The organism is Streptomyces sp. NPDC001443, assembly GCF_053597355.1.
This window is the reverse complement of the sequence record NZ_JBSFIA010000038.1, coordinates 16,114-29,414: the sequence shown is the minus strand read 5'-3', so window position 1 is coordinate 29,414 and position 13,301 is coordinate 16,114. Positions and strand designations below refer to the sequence as shown.

General features: G+C 72.9%; 12 protein-coding genes. 3 read left to right on the top strand and 9 right to left on the bottom strand.

From position 1 onward, the window contains the following. Window positions 1-47: 47 nt before the first annotated feature. The 7 genes from ACWC24_RS31755 to ACWC24_RS31725 form a co-directional block, all read right to left on the bottom strand. Window positions 48-1,049 (bottom strand): hypothetical protein, encoded by a 1,002-nt coding sequence (locus ACWC24_RS31755; RefSeq protein WP_450666346.1) that lies wholly within the window; start codon window positions 1,047-1,049, stop codon window positions 48-50. Further along, complete coding sequence (gene efeU, locus ACWC24_RS31750; protein WP_450666345.1) at window positions 1,009-1,881, bottom strand: iron uptake transporter permease EfeU; 873 nt, start codon at window positions 1,879-1,881, stop codon at window positions 1,009-1,011. The genes ACWC24_RS31755 and efeU overlap by 41 nt, the downstream gene beginning before the upstream one ends. 3 nt (window positions 1,882-1,884) lie before the next feature. Then, the gene (gene efeB, locus ACWC24_RS31745) at window positions 1,885-3,168 is read right to left on the bottom strand and encodes an iron uptake transporter deferrochelatase/peroxidase subunit (protein ID WP_450666344.1); all 1,284 of its coding nucleotides are present in this window, start codon (window positions 3,166-3,168) and stop codon (window positions 1,885-1,887) included. A 12-nt stretch (window positions 3,169-3,180) separates the two neighbouring features. Next, the gene (efeO, locus tag ACWC24_RS31740) at window positions 3,181-4,320 is read right to left on the bottom strand and encodes an iron uptake system protein EfeO (RefSeq protein WP_450666343.1); all 1,140 of its coding nucleotides are present in this window, start codon (window positions 4,318-4,320) and stop codon (window positions 3,181-3,183) included. A 189-nt stretch (window positions 4,321-4,509) separates the two neighbouring features. Then, window positions 4,510-5,340: a heme ABC transporter ATP-binding protein gene (locus tag ACWC24_RS31735; protein ID WP_450666342.1), complete on the bottom strand. Its 831-nt coding sequence runs from the start codon at window positions 5,338-5,340 to the stop codon at window positions 4,510-4,512. A gap of 97 nt (window positions 5,341-5,437) precedes the next feature. Continuing rightward, on the bottom strand, window positions 5,438-6,553 hold the full coding sequence (locus ACWC24_RS31730; RefSeq protein WP_450666341.1) for a FecCD family ABC transporter permease: 1,116 nt from the start codon (window positions 6,551-6,553) through the stop codon (window positions 5,438-5,440). Further along, window positions 6,550-7,557 (bottom strand): heme/hemin ABC transporter substrate-binding protein, encoded by a 1,008-nt coding sequence (locus tag ACWC24_RS31725; RefSeq protein WP_450666340.1) that lies wholly within the window; start codon window positions 7,555-7,557, stop codon window positions 6,550-6,552. Before ACWC24_RS31725 ends, ACWC24_RS31730 begins: the two co-directional genes overlap by 4 nt. Before the next feature lie 122 nt (window positions 7,558-7,679). Between ACWC24_RS31725 and ACWC24_RS31720 the strand changes: the two genes are divergently transcribed. From ACWC24_RS31720 to ACWC24_RS31710, 3 genes are all read left to right on the top strand, one after another. After that, complete coding sequence (locus ACWC24_RS31720; protein ID WP_450666339.1) at window positions 7,680-9,161, top strand: HtaA domain-containing protein; 1,482 nt, start codon at window positions 7,680-7,682, stop codon at window positions 9,159-9,161. A gap of 73 nt (window positions 9,162-9,234) precedes the next feature. Beyond that, the gene (locus ACWC24_RS31715) at window positions 9,235-10,779 is read left to right on the top strand and encodes an HtaA domain-containing protein (RefSeq protein ID WP_450666338.1); all 1,545 of its coding nucleotides are present in this window, start codon (window positions 9,235-9,237) and stop codon (window positions 10,777-10,779) included. A gap of 103 nt (window positions 10,780-10,882) precedes the next feature. Next, window positions 10,883-11,527 carry a PhzF family phenazine biosynthesis protein gene (locus tag ACWC24_RS31710; protein ID WP_450666337.1) on the top strand — a complete coding sequence of 215 codons (645 nt, stop codon included), beginning with the start codon at window positions 10,883-10,885 and terminating at the stop codon, window positions 11,525-11,527. A gap of 28 nt (window positions 11,528-11,555) precedes the next feature. Here the strand turns inward: ACWC24_RS31710 and ACWC24_RS31705 are convergent, their stop codons facing one another. Together ACWC24_RS31705 and map are read right to left on the bottom strand one after the other, a co-directional pair. Continuing rightward, window positions 11,556-12,203 carry a biliverdin-producing heme oxygenase gene (locus tag ACWC24_RS31705; RefSeq protein WP_450666336.1) on the bottom strand — a complete coding sequence of 216 codons (648 nt, stop codon included), beginning with the start codon at window positions 12,201-12,203 and terminating at the stop codon, window positions 11,556-11,558. Between the two features lie 197 nt (window positions 12,204-12,400). Next, entirely contained in the window at window positions 12,401-13,258 is an 858-nt protein-coding gene (map, locus tag ACWC24_RS31700; RefSeq protein ID WP_450666335.1) for a type I methionyl aminopeptidase, read from the bottom strand. Window positions 13,259-13,301: the final 43 nt, after the last annotated feature.

The following is a 13,301-nucleotide window of genomic DNA, read 5'->3' as shown; positions in this document are numbered from 1 at the left end:
CGGCGCCACGGCCGTACGCCCGATCGCCCGGCGCACGCACGTCGGGGCTACTCGCCCCTGCCCGCCGTCAGGCCCTGGACCTTGCCGATCATCGACACCCGGCCGGCGCCCGCCCCCTGCTTCGGGTCCAGCACCACCTGGTTGGAGACGAACTCCATCGTCAGGGACTGCTTGATCTCGCCCTTGGTCAGCGCCTGCACGCTCTTGTTGGGCGTGGGCACGGACGCGCCGACGGCGGCCGTCTGCTTCACGTAGTGGTGCGTGGTGAAGAACACCAGCGCCCCGCCGTCCGCCGTGCGCAACGCCAGCGGGGCGTAGTCGTCCCGGGTCAGCGCCTCGTCGATGTACTGCGTGGCCAGCCCCGGCCGGCTGGCGCCCTTCGTCCGCTCCGCGCGCAGCACGCTGGTGTACGTGCCGTCGGCGAAGGACTTCCCGCCGTTCCTGAGGTACGTCGCGTAGTCCTGGCTCAAGTCCGCCGGGTCCACGGCCAGTTCCGTCTGGTTCAGGGGGACGGTCTCGGCCCAGCCGTCCTTGTCCTTGGCGAACTGCGGTACGGCGTCCGGGGCGACCAGCGTCAGATACGACACCCGCCACGGCTCGGACGGACCGCCGCGCTGGAACACCATCAGCCAGCGCGCCGAACCGCCCTTGTTGGCCTTGGCGTCGGCGACGAACCAGCGGGGCCAGCCCGCCTTCTCGGGGATGGTGTACCGCACGTCGGAGAACGTCAGCGCGGTGTGCGACGGGTTGCCGGCCGGGCTGACGCTGTGCCCGGCGGTCAGCCGCGCCCCGTCGATGTCGGAGAGGGCGCCGGTGACGAAGTCCGCGTCCAGGGAACGGTCGTAGGCCTGGTCGGCCTTGTTGTACGCGGTGGTGAACCGGCCGAGGGCCTCGGCGGCCTCGGGGGCCGTGGTGGCCGGGAGCACCTCGCGCTCGCCGTGCACCACCACGCAGCCGCCCGCCGTCAGCGACAGGAGGGTCACCGAGGCCGCGATCAGCGCGCTCCGCTCAAGACTGCTCGGCCTTCGTGGGCCGCGAACCCTGGTCATCAGGTGCCGTCACCTTCCCCTTCCCGGAGGCGAACCCTACCGGGGCGAGGAAGATCGCGAGTGTCGGGACCAGGTAGAGCAGCCACACCGTGACCTGGAACACGGTCGGGTCGGGCTGGAAGTTGAAGACGCCCTTGAGGAGGGTGCCGTACCAGCTTCCCGGGTCGACGGTGTCGCTGATGTCGAAGGCCAGATCGCGGATGCCGGGCAGCCAGTTGGCCTCCTGGAGGTCGTGCACGCCGTACGCGAGCACGCCCGCCGCGACCACCACCAGCATGCCGCCGGTCCAGGTGAAGAACTTGGCGAGGTTGATCTTCAGGGCGCCCCGGTAGAACAGCCAGCCCAGCAGGACCGCGGTCGCCAGGCCCAGCGCGACGCCGACCAGCGGGCGCGGGGTGCCGTCGCTGGCCGCGTGCACCGACGCCCACACGAACAGGGCGGTCTCCAGGCCCTCCCGGCCCACCGCGAGGAAGGCGGTGGCGACCAGCGCGCCGGTGCCCATCGCCAGCGCCGCGTCCAGCTTGCCGTGCAGCTCGGACTTCAGATGGCGGGCGGTGCGCCGCATCCAGAAGACCATCCACGTCACCAGGCCGACCGCGATGATCGACAGGGAGCCGCCGAGCGCCTCCTGCGCCTCGAACGTCAGCTCCTGCGAGCCGAATTCGAGGACGCAGCCGAAGCCCATCGCGATGGCGACCGCGATGCCGATGCCGATCCAGATCGGCCGCAGGGCGTCCCGGCGGCCGGTCTTGACCAGGTAGGCGATCAGGATGCAGACGACGAGGCTGGCTTCCAGTCCCTCGCGCAGGCCGATCAGGTAGTTGGAGAACACGGGCTACGCCTCCTCGGAGAACAGCGCCCGGCCCCACCAGTCGTCCTTGTCGCGGACGCCCGGCGGGACGGCGAAGTGCGCCGAACCCACGTGCTGGATGTATTCGTTGAGCGCGTCGGACGCCGACAGCCGGCGTTGCAGCGGGATGAACCCCTTGCGCACGTCGCGCATGTAGGCCAGGAAGAACAGACCGGCGTCGAGCCGGCCGAGACCGTCGGTGCCGTCGGTGAAGGAGTAGCCCCGGCGCAGGATGGTGATCCCGTCGTTGGAGTCGGGGTGCGCGAGGCGCACGTGCGCGTCGGGCTTCATCGCCTTCAGGAACGGCGCGTCGTGCTCCTTGGCCTTGCCGACCGGTGCGCCCTCGCCCTTGTCGCGGCCGAAGACGTCCTCCTGCTCCTGGAGCGAGGTCCGGTCCCAGGTCTCGATGTTCATCCGGATGCGCCGGGCGACGAGGTACGAACCCCCGTTCATCCAGGCCGACTTGGCGTCGGTGTCGGTGTCGCCGACCCAGACGAACCTCTTCAGCCGGTCCGTCTCCGTCCCCGCGATGTTGCGGGTGCCGTCCTTGAACCCCATAAGGTTGCGCGGGGTCTGGGCGTCGGGGGTCGTCGACGAGGTCTTGCCGAAGCCGAGCTGGGACCAGCGGATGGCGACCTTGCCGAAGCCGATGCGGGCCAGGTTGCGGATCGCGTGCACGGCGACCTGCGGGTCGTCCGCGCAGGCCTGGATGCACAGGTCGCCGCCGGTGCGGGACCTGTCGAGGTTCTCGCCGGGGAACCTGGGCAGGTCGACCAGCGCCGCGGGGCGCCGGTCGGCCAGACCGAACCGGTCGAAGAACGACGGGCCGAAGCCGATGGTGAGGGTCAGCCGCGAGGGCTTCAGGCCCAGCGCCTCGCCGGTGTCGTCCGGCGGCGCCTCGGCGAGCCCGCCGAAGGCGCCCTCGCCGACGGCCTTGCCCGCGGTCATCCGCCGGGCGGCCTCGGTCCAGTCCTTCAGCATCTGGACGAACGCGGCGCGGTCGTCGGTCTTCACGTCGAACGCGGCGAAGTGCAGCCGGTCCTGGACCGGCGTCGCGATGCCCGCCTGGTTCGTACCGTGGAAGGCGACCGCGGCGCCCGTCTCGGCGGCGGCCGGGTCCACGTCGTTGCCGACCCGGGTCATCGCCACCGCGCCGCCCGCGGCGGCGGCGCCGAGCGCGAGGCCCGCGCCGCCCCAGCCGATGAGCGAGCGCCGGGTGGGCGTGCCGCCGGAAGCCGCCTGGGCGGTGGTGTCCTGAGCGTCCGTCATCGGTGGCCCCTCCTACTTCGCGACGGCCGCGGCGAGCTTGGACAGCGGCTCGGCGAGCGCGTTCACCGCGTCCGAGAGCTCCTTGCGCTGGTCCCCGGTGACCTTGTCGTAGGAGACGAAGTCGTACGAGGTCTTGTCCGCGCGGTACTTGTCCAGCAGCGCGTCCAGCGCGGCGAACTGCTTGTCCAGCTCGGCGGCCAGCGCCGCGTCGTTCTTCTGCGCGACCGGCTTCAGCAGCTCGTACGCCTTCTGCGCGCCCTCGACGTTGCCCTTGAAGTCGGACAGGTCGGTGTGCGAGTAGCGGTCCTCCTCGCCGGTGACCTTGCCGGTGGCGACCTCGTCGAGCAGTTCCTTGGCGCCGTTGGCCATCGAGGTCGGGGTGATCTCGGCCTTGCCGACCCGCTTCTGCCAGTCCTTCAGGTCGGTGACCAGCCGGTCGGCGAGGCTCTTGTCGGTGTCGGCGATCTTCTTGTCCTCCCAGAGCGACTTCTCCAGGCGGTGCCAGCCCGTCCACTCCTGGCCCTCTTCGAGACCGTCGGCGCGCACGTCGACCTTGGGGTCGATGTCACCGAAGGACTCGGCGACCGGCTCGGTGCGCTCCCAGCCGAGACGGGAGGGCGCGAAGGCCTTCTTGGCGGCCTCGAGGTCACCGGCCTTGACGGCGGCGGCGAAGGTCTCGACGAGCGGCAGCGTGGCGTCGGCCTGCTCCTGCGCGTACTCGCGGTAGGCGGCGACCGCCTTGTCCAGCTCGGGGTTGCGCTTGGCGGCCGAGCCGCCGGTGACGGTGAGCTTCTGCCGGATGCCGAGGCCCTTCATGCCGGGGCGGCAGGCGATCTCGTACGACCCGGACTTCACCTCGGCGGTCAGCGTGTACTTCGTGCCCGGGCCGATGTTCTCCTTCTCGGAGACGATCCGGTCGTCCGGGAAGAGGATCTCGACCTCGGTCGCCTTGGAGCCCTTGTTCTCGATCTTCAGCGTGACCTGACCGGCCGGCACCGACGTGGTGGACGTCTTGCACGTCGAGTCCGCGGCGGTCACCTGTATCGCGCCGGCGTCGTCGGAGGCGGTGCTCTTCTGCGTGCAGCCCGTGACGGCGGTCAGAGCCGCGGCGGTGGCGACGGCGGTGACGACGGACAGTCTGGCGGCTCGCATGCAGGCTCCCACGGGTGGCTGGAAAACGGCGTGACGGTGTTCACAAGGATTGGTGAGGCTGGCCTAACTTAACCGAGGCTTACCTGTCCGATACCCCTGCGTGGCGTGATTCACCTCTCATAGGCGCCGTAAGGCCACGAGATGATCACGACTGCCCAATTGGTGCGTAAACAACGAGTCAAAGCTGATTCAAAGGTTCCGCTTCGGGTTTACGAGCGTGGCCCCGGTACGCGGATGACGCAGCACCTCGACGGGGTGGTCGTAGACCTCGGACAGCAGCCGTTCGGAGAAGACCTCGGCCGGCGGCCCCTCGGCCGCGACTTCACCGGCGCACAGGATCGCGACCCGGTGCGCGTAGGCCGCGGCGAGCCCCAGGTCGTGCAACACCACGACCACCGCGTCACCGGCGTGCGCCCTTGCCCGGCACAGCCGCAGCACCGACTCCTGGTACTTGAGGTCCAGCGCGGCGGTCGGCTCGTCCAGCAGCAGCAGCGGAGCCGCCTGCGCCAGCACCCGGGACAGCGCGACCCGGGCCCGCTCACCGCCGCTGAGCGCGGAGAACGGCCGTGCGGCGAAGCCGGACACCCGCGTCGCGGCCATCGCCCCGGCCACCGCCCGGTCGTCCTCGGCGGGCGACGCCTGATGCGGGGCACGGCCCATCCGGACGACCTCCTCGACCGTGAACGGGAAGGACAGCGCGGCCTCCTGCGGCAGGACCGCGCGGCGCAGGGCCAGTTCGGCCGCGGACCACTCGGCCGCCGGGCGCCCGTGGACGCGTACCGCACCCCCGGCGGCCGGGAGGTCGGCGGCGAGGGCGGCGAGCAGCGTCGACTTCCCGGCGCCGTTGGGCCCGACCAGCGCGAGCACCTCGCCCGCGCGCACCTCGACGTCCACGCCCCGCAGCACCTCGCGGGTGCCGAGGCGGACGCGCAGGGCCTCGGCGGCGGCCAGGACCTCGCCGGGGCGGGCCGGCGGAGGCGGCAGCGGGCGGGGACGCGGGAGCGTCCGGGGGAGTCTCACGGGTGCTCCTCGTGCGTTCGGGGCGGTGTCCGGTGTGCCGTTCCGGCCTTCGGGGCGGTCCCGCGGGTACGTCCCACGCGCCCGGGCGGCCGCGCGCTCATGCCCAGCCCCCTTGCCCGCGACGGGTGCGGCGCAGCAGCCAGAAGAAGAAGGGGCTGCCGAGCAGGGCGGTGAGGACACCGAGCGGGAGTTCGGCGGGAGCGGCGAGGGTACGGGCCGTCAGATCGGCGGCGAGCAGGACGAACGCGCCCAGCAGGGCGCTGCCCGGCACCAGGAACCGGTGCCCGGGCCCCGCCGCCATCCGCAGCAGATGGGGTACGACGAGGCCGACGAAGCCGACGATCCCGCAGACGCTCACCGCCGCCGCCGTCAGCAGCGCGATGACCAGGACCAGCACGATCCGCAGCCGCTCCACCTCCACGCCCAGATGCCGGGCCGGCCGCTCGCCCAGCGCCAGCAGGTCCAGCCGGCGGGAGTACCGGGGCGCCAGCGTCAGCCCGACGGCCGCGCACGGCAGCACCGCGAGCACCTTCGGCCAGGTCGCCTGGGAGAGCGAGCCGAGCTGCCAGAACGCGATCTGGTTGACCGCCGCGGTGTCCGCGAGGAACAGGAACAGCCCGATCAGCGCGCCCGCGAAGGCGTTCACCGCGATCCCGGTGAGGATCAGCGTCACCACCTCCGTACGGCCGCCGGAGCGCGCCGTCGCGTACACCAGCAGGACCGTGCCGAGCCCGGCGGCGAAGGCGGCGGCCGGCACCGTCCAGGCGCCGAGGAAGTCCAGCCCGAACGCGATCGCGGCGACCGCGCCGACCGCCGCGCCCGAGGAGACGCCGATGACACCGGGCTCGGCGAGCGGATTGCCGAACACCCCCTGCATCAGGGCGCCCGCGCAGCCCAGCGAGGCGCCGACGAGCAGCGCGAGCACGATCCGCGGGAAGCGCACGTTCCACAGCACCGACTCGGCGACCCGGTCCAGCTCCGCGCCGCCCAGGCCGATCCGGTGCTGCACGGAGGACAGGACGTCACCGGTCGGGATCGGGTACGCGCCCAGCCCGGCGGCGACCGGCACGAGGACGAGCAGAGCGAGCACCAGCCCGGCGGTGAGCCAGGCGGCGGTGCCGCGCCCGGCGGGTGCGGATGCGACGGCCGGGGGCTGCGCGGGCTCGTCCCCGGCGACCGGGGACCGTACCGGCTCGTCCTCGACGGCGGTCATCGCGCATCACCCCCGTAGAGCTGCGTCACGATCGACTTCAGCACCTGGTCGGTGCGCGGCCCGTAGTTGAGCAGCACACCGTCCTCGACGGACACCACCCGCCGGTCCGCCCCGGCCGGCGTCTGGGCGACGCCGGGGATCTTCACCAGACCCTCGATCCCGCCGACCGACTCGAGTCCCTTGGTCATGACGAGGATCGCGTCCGGCGCCGCCTGCGCGAGCGCCTCGGTGGTGATGGCGGTGAAGTCCTTGTCCAGCCCCGACTCCGCGCCCGCGTCGACGGCGCCGGCCGCCTCCAGGAGCGGGACCGCGCCCGAGCGCGCGCCGCCGATGAGGTACACGGAGGCCGAGCCGCGCAGATAGAGGAAGGCGACCCGCGGCTTGCCGGTGTGCCGCGGAACCTCCTCGCGCACGGCGGCGATCCGCTGCTGCGAGCGCCGGGCCAGTTCCGTCCCCGCGGCCGGTACGCCGAGGGCGTCGGCCACGGCCCGGATGCGCGGGCCCACGTCGGTCAGGCCCAGGGCCGGGCCGACCACCAGGACGGGCACCCCCGCGGCCCGGATCTGGTCCATCGCCTCCCGGGGGCCGGTCGTCGTCTCGGCGAGGACCAGATCGGGGCGCAGGGCGAGCACGCTCTCGGCCGAGACGTCGTGATTGCGGGTCACCACCGGGAGTTTCGCGGCCTGTTCGAAGGTCGCGGTGATGTCGCGGGCGACCACGAGGTCGCCGAGCCCGAGCGTGAACACGATCTCGCTGAGGCTGCCGGACAGCGGCACCACGCGCCGGGCTCCGGCGACGGTCACCTTCCGGCCGTCGGCGGAGGTGACGGTGACCGGCAGCCGGGGCTGCGGAGTGTCCGTCAACGGCTCGACGCGGTCGGCCCGTCCGGTCGCCGTGGCCGCTCGCCCCGGTGCTCCGGAGCCGCCGGGGGCGGCCGTGCAGCCGGCCGTGGTGAGCGTGAGGGCGAGCACCGGGACCAGTGCTGCCGCCAGTCGGGTGCGCAAGCGTCGCACGGTCCGTCCGTTTCTCTCGGGTCGTCAGTCGGCGTGGAGCGAATGAAGCTTAGGTTAGCCTTACCTATGTTCGCCACCGTCACCGCTCCCGTACCGCGTCCGGAGGACCTGCCATGCCCGCACGTCTTCGTGCCCTCGTCGTCGTGTTGTGCGCGGCCGTGCTCGGGGCCCTGCTCCCGGCCGCCGGCGCGCACGCCGCGAGCCGAGCCGTCCAGGGCGGCCGGCTCGACTGGGGCGTCAAGTCCTCGTTCCAGAGCTATGTCACCGGGCCCGTCGCGAACGGCGGTTACTCCCTGACCGGCGGCGCGGCCACCGTGGGCGCGAGCGGCTTCCGCTTCCACTCGGCGACGGGCACCTACGACGCCGCCACCGGCGCCTTCCGCGCCGCCTTCGCCGGCGGGGTCCGCTTCGTCGGCCACAAGGCGGCGGACGGCACGTACCGGTTGGACCTCACGCTCAGCCGCCCCAGCGTCCGCATCGCCGGTTCCACCGGCACGCTCTACCTGGACGTCACCGGCAAGGCGAAGGGCACCGGGACGGTCACGACGTCCTCGCAGGTGCCCTTCGCCTCCCTCTCCCTGGGCGGCATCGACATGAGGGGCGCCGGCACCTCGGTCGCCCTCGTCGGCGTGCCCGCCACGCTGACCGCGCAGGGCGCCAGGTCCTTCGCCGGGTACTACACCGCCGGGACGGCCCTCGACCCGGTGAGCCTGGCCGTGGACGTGCGGCCCGCGAAGCAGCCCGCGCGACCGGGCACGCCCACGCCCTCGCCCACGCAGCCGGCCGTGAAGAAGGAGCGCGCGGACGACGCGATCGAGGACGGCGCCGTCGACTGGGGCGTACGGCGCACCTACCGGGAGTACGTCACCGGAGGCATCGCGAACGGGCGGTGGACCCTGTCCGGCGGTGCCCGGGACGGTGGCGCGCTCTTCCGCTTCCCCGCGGGCGAGGGCACGTACCGCGAGGGCGCTCTGACGGCCCGGTTCGCCGGGGCGGTGCGCTTCACCGGCGACCATGGCCTCGACCTGGAACTGAGCGGACTGCGGGCCGTCGTCGAGCACGGCGTCGGCACCCTGTACGCCGATGTCGCGGGTCCGGACCTCACCCGGAAGAAGGTCCCGCTCGTCACCTTCGCCGCGAAGGGGCTGAAGGACGACCACGGTCTGGTCGCGCTCACCGAGGCGCCCGCGAAGCTCACCGCCGACGGCGCGAAGGCCTTCGGCGGGATGTACCCGGCGGGCACCGCGATGGACCCGGTCTCGCTGGCCGTCACCCTCACCGACGACGCCGCACTGCCCGCGCTGCCCGACCTCGGCGACACGGTCGGCGGCACCGCGTCCGCCGTGCCCGCACCGGTGTCACCGGACGCGCCGAAGACCTCGGCGGAGCCCGTCGCGAGCGCCACCGCCGCAGACCACGGCGGTACGGCCCTGACCGTCGCCCTCACCGGGGGCGCCCTGCTGCTGGCGGCCGCGCTGTTCACGGCGGTACGCCGGCGCGCCCGGCGCGCCCGCACGGCGACCGCCGACGCCGCTGCCGTCGCCGACGCCTCTGCCGACGCGCCTGTCGACGCCCCGGCCGAGAACCGGCCCTGACCGGCCCCGGTCGGCCCTGTTCCCCCTGTAGCCCCTGTAGCCCCGTATCCCCGTATCGAGGAGAGATCCCGCCATGCCCGCCAGCATCCGTCTGCGCAGACGACCGCTCGCCCTCGCCGCCGCGGTGGCCACGGCCACCACCCTGGGCGCCGCCGCGCTCGCCCTCGCCCCCGCCGCCTCCGCGGCCGAAGTGCCGCTCACCGGCTACCGGTTGACCTGGGGCATCAAGGAGTCGTACCGCTCCTACGTGACCGGACCCTGGGCGCAGGGCACGTTCACCGCGTCCGACGGCGCCACGCAGGCCGCGGACAACGGCGTCTTCACCTTCACCGACGGCCAGGGCACCTACGACACCACCACCCACGCCGTGCGCCTGGCCTTCCAGGGCACCCTGACCGTCCGGTCCGCGGCCCACGGCTTCACCCGGGTGCTGTCCGACCTCCGTTACGACAGCGGCGCGGGCGTCCTGACCGCCGACCTGGTCGCGGACGACGGGGCGAAGCAGCAGGACGTGCCGCTCGCCGAGGTCGCCGCGCCGACCGGCCCGGCGATGACCGACCTGGGCACCACGCTCACCACCGAGGCCGGCGCGTTCCTCGGCAGCGCCTCCTACGCGCACACGGCCGGCGACCCGCTGACGGTGGCGCAGCCGCCGGCCACGCAGTCACCGAGCCCGTCGGTCACCGGGTCGGCCTCGCCGTCCCCGTCGACGTCCGCCACGGAGTCGGCCTCCGCGTCCCCGTCGGTGTCCGCGACCGCTTCGGCCTCCGCGTCCGCGACCGCGTCGGCGTCCCCCGGTACCGACCCGTCGCCCTCCGGCTCCGCGACCGAGCCCGCGTCGCGGGGCGGCATAGCCGACGGCACGCTCGTATGGGGGGTGAAGGAGTCGTTCCGTACGTACGTCGTGGGCCCTGTCGCCAAGGGCGCGATCACCGCGTCCGGCGGGGCCGCCCAGGCCGCGGGCAACGGCGTCTTCACCTTCCCCGACGCCACCGGCACCTACGACACCGAGGCCGGCACCCTCTCCGTCGCCTTCGAGGGCGCGGTGAACTTCAAGGGGCACGAGGACGACGGCACCTACGGCCTCGACCTCACCCTCGCCGGTCTGAAGGCCACCGTGGACGGCGGCAAGGGCGAACTGACCGCCGATGTGACGAGCCTGGGCAAGACCTCGCAGGACGTGGTCCTGGCCGACCTGAAGGCCGCCTCGGCCGGCCTCACCCCGAAGAACGACGTCCTCACCCTCGACGACGTCACCGCGACGCTGACCGCGGCCGGCGCGAAGGCCTTCGGCGGCTTCTACACCCAGGGCACCGCACTCGACCCGGTCGACCTGTCGGTGGCCCTGACCGACGACGCCGAACTCCCGTCCGGGGACTCCGGTGGTACGGGCGGCTCCGGCGGTACGGGCGGTAGCGGTGGCACGACGGGCGGCTCCACGACCGGCGGTGCCACCGGCTCCGTCACCGGCGGCACGTCCGCCGGCACGACCGGCGGCAGCATGGCCGCGACCGGCGCGGGCGTCCCCGTCGGCGCGCTGGGCGCGGCGGGAGCCGCGGCCGTGGCGGCGGGCGCGGGCACGGTGTACCTCGTGCGCAGGCGCCGTACGGAGGCGTAGACCGTCTGCCGGGGGGCGGACCGGGCCCGGCCCGGTCCGCCCCCCGGCCGCACCTCGGCCACCTGGGACGACGTCGCCTCCCGGTCGGTGCTTCAATTCCCCGGTGACTGATTACGACGTGCTGCGCGTGTTCTGCGCGGCGAACGGCGGTTACGGCAACGAGCTGGGTGTCGTCCGCGACGGCTCCCGGCTGCCGGACCGGGACGACCGCCAGGCCCTGGCGCTGAAACTGGGCTTCAGCGAGACGGTGTTCGTGGACGACCCCGAGCGCGGTGTCATCGACATCTACACACCCACCCTGCGGCTGCCGTTCGCCGGACACCCCTGCGTCGGCACGGCCTGGCTCGTGGACGTGCCCGAACTGGTCACACCGGCCGGAGTGGTCGGGGCCCGGCAGGACGGCGAGTTCAGCTGGATCGAGGCGCGGGCCGAGTGGGTCCCGCCGCGCACCCTGCGCCAGTACCCCACCGCCGCCGAGGTCGACGCCCTCACCGTCCCGCCGCCCGGTGAGTGGATCTACGCCTGGGCCTGGGAGGACGAGGCCGCCGGACGCGTGCGCGCCCGTGCCTTCCCCGGCCGTGACGACGGCATCGACGAGGACGAGGCGACGGGCGCGGCGGCGATCCTGCTGACCGAGCAGCTCGGCCGGGCGCTCAACATCACGCAGGGCGCGGGCTCCCAGATCCTGACCGCGCCCCAGCCCTACGGCTGGGTGGAGATCGGCGGCCGGGTCTTCCTGGAACGCTAGGGCCTGTCCGGCGGATCAGGTCGCGTGCTCACGCGCTGAGCGGGAACTCCTCGGCCAGCGCGTGGAACACCGCCGTGTTCAGCGCGAACGCCCGCTTGCACTCCGTCACGATCCGCTGCCGCTCCAGATCGTCGGCCCGGACCGTGTCCAGCAGTTCGCGGTAGCCGCGCTTGAACGCGGCCGGGTTGGCGATCTCCTCGAAGACGTAGAAACGGACACCGTCGCCCTTGCGCTCGAAGCCCCAGGTCCGTTCCGCCCGGTCGCGGATGATCTGGCCGCCGGAGAGGTCGCCGAGATAGCGGGTGTAGTGGTGGGCGACGTACCCGGCGGGCCACCGCTCGGCGCACTCGCGCACCCGGTCCGCGTACGCCTGCGTCGCGGGCAGCGCGGACAGGCCCGTGCGCCAGTCGGCACCGCGCAGATGGGCCAGGTCCCGCTCCAGCGCGGCCAGCCGGAACAGCTCCGGCCGTACGAACGGCCCGGCCACCGGGTCCCCGGCCAGTCGCCCGGCCCCGGCTTCCAGCGCCTCGTAGACGAACCAGAGCTGCTCGGTGTAGCGCGCGTACGCGTCCACGCCCAGTCGGCCGCCGAGCAGATCGCTCATGAACGTCGAGGTCTCGGCCTCCGTGTGCTGCTCGTGCGACGCGGTGCGGATGACTGTCGAAAAGGAGTCCATGGAGCGCATCATCTAAGGTAAGCCTTACCTAAGTCAACAGGTTGCCGACGCTCTGTCGGCAAGCCTGCAAGGCTTTTTCCCCGGACCTCGGCCCTCGTAACAAAAACCCCGTTACGTGAAGCGCGCCCCCTGCGACGCCGGGCGACGGGAAAGGCCCGCTCTCCGGGGAGAGCGGGCCTGGGGCGGGGCGGGCGGTGCTACGGCAGGGTGAGGATCTCCGTGCCGGTGTCCGTGACCACGAGCGTGTGCTCGAACTGGGCCGTCCGCCGGCGGTCCCTGGTGACGACCGTCCAGCCGTCGTCCCACATGTCGTACTCGTGGGTGCCGAGGGTCAGCATCGGCTCGATCGTGAAGGTCATCCCCGGCTGGATCACCGTCGTCGCGTGCGGGCTGTCGTAGTGCGGGATGATCAGTCCGGAGTGGAACGACGAGTTGATCCCGTGCCCGGTGAAGTCCCGGACCACGCCGTACCCGAACCGCTTGGCGTACGACTCGATGACCCGGCCGATGATGTTGATCTGCCGGCCCGGCCGGACCGCCTTGATCGCGCGGTCGAGGGACTCCCGGGTCCGCTCCACCAGCAGCCGCGACTCCTCGTCCACCTCGCCGACCAGGTACGTGGCGTTGTTGTCGCCGTGCACCCCGCCGATGTACGCCGTCACGTCGAGGTTCACGATGTCGCCGTCGCGCAGCACCGTGGAGTCGGGGATGCCGTGGCAGATGACCTCGTTGACACTGGTGCACAGGGACTTGGGGAAGCCGCGGTAGCCGAGCGTGGACGGGTAGGCGCCGTGGTCGCACATGTAGTCGTGCGCCACCTTGTCGAGTTCGTCCGTCGTCACACCCGGCGCGATGATCTTCGCGGCCTCGGCCATCGCCTGCGCGGCGATCCGGCCGGCGCGGCGCATCGCCTCGATCGTCTCGGGCGTCTGCACCTCCGGTCCGGTGTACGGCTTCGGCGCGGGCCGTCCGACGTACTCGGGGCGGCGGATGTTTCCGGGCACGGAACGGGCGGGAGAGAGCTCACCTGGTACGAGCAGCGACTGGCCAGACATGCCAGCGAGTCTAACCAGCGGGGATGGGGGAACATGTCGATGG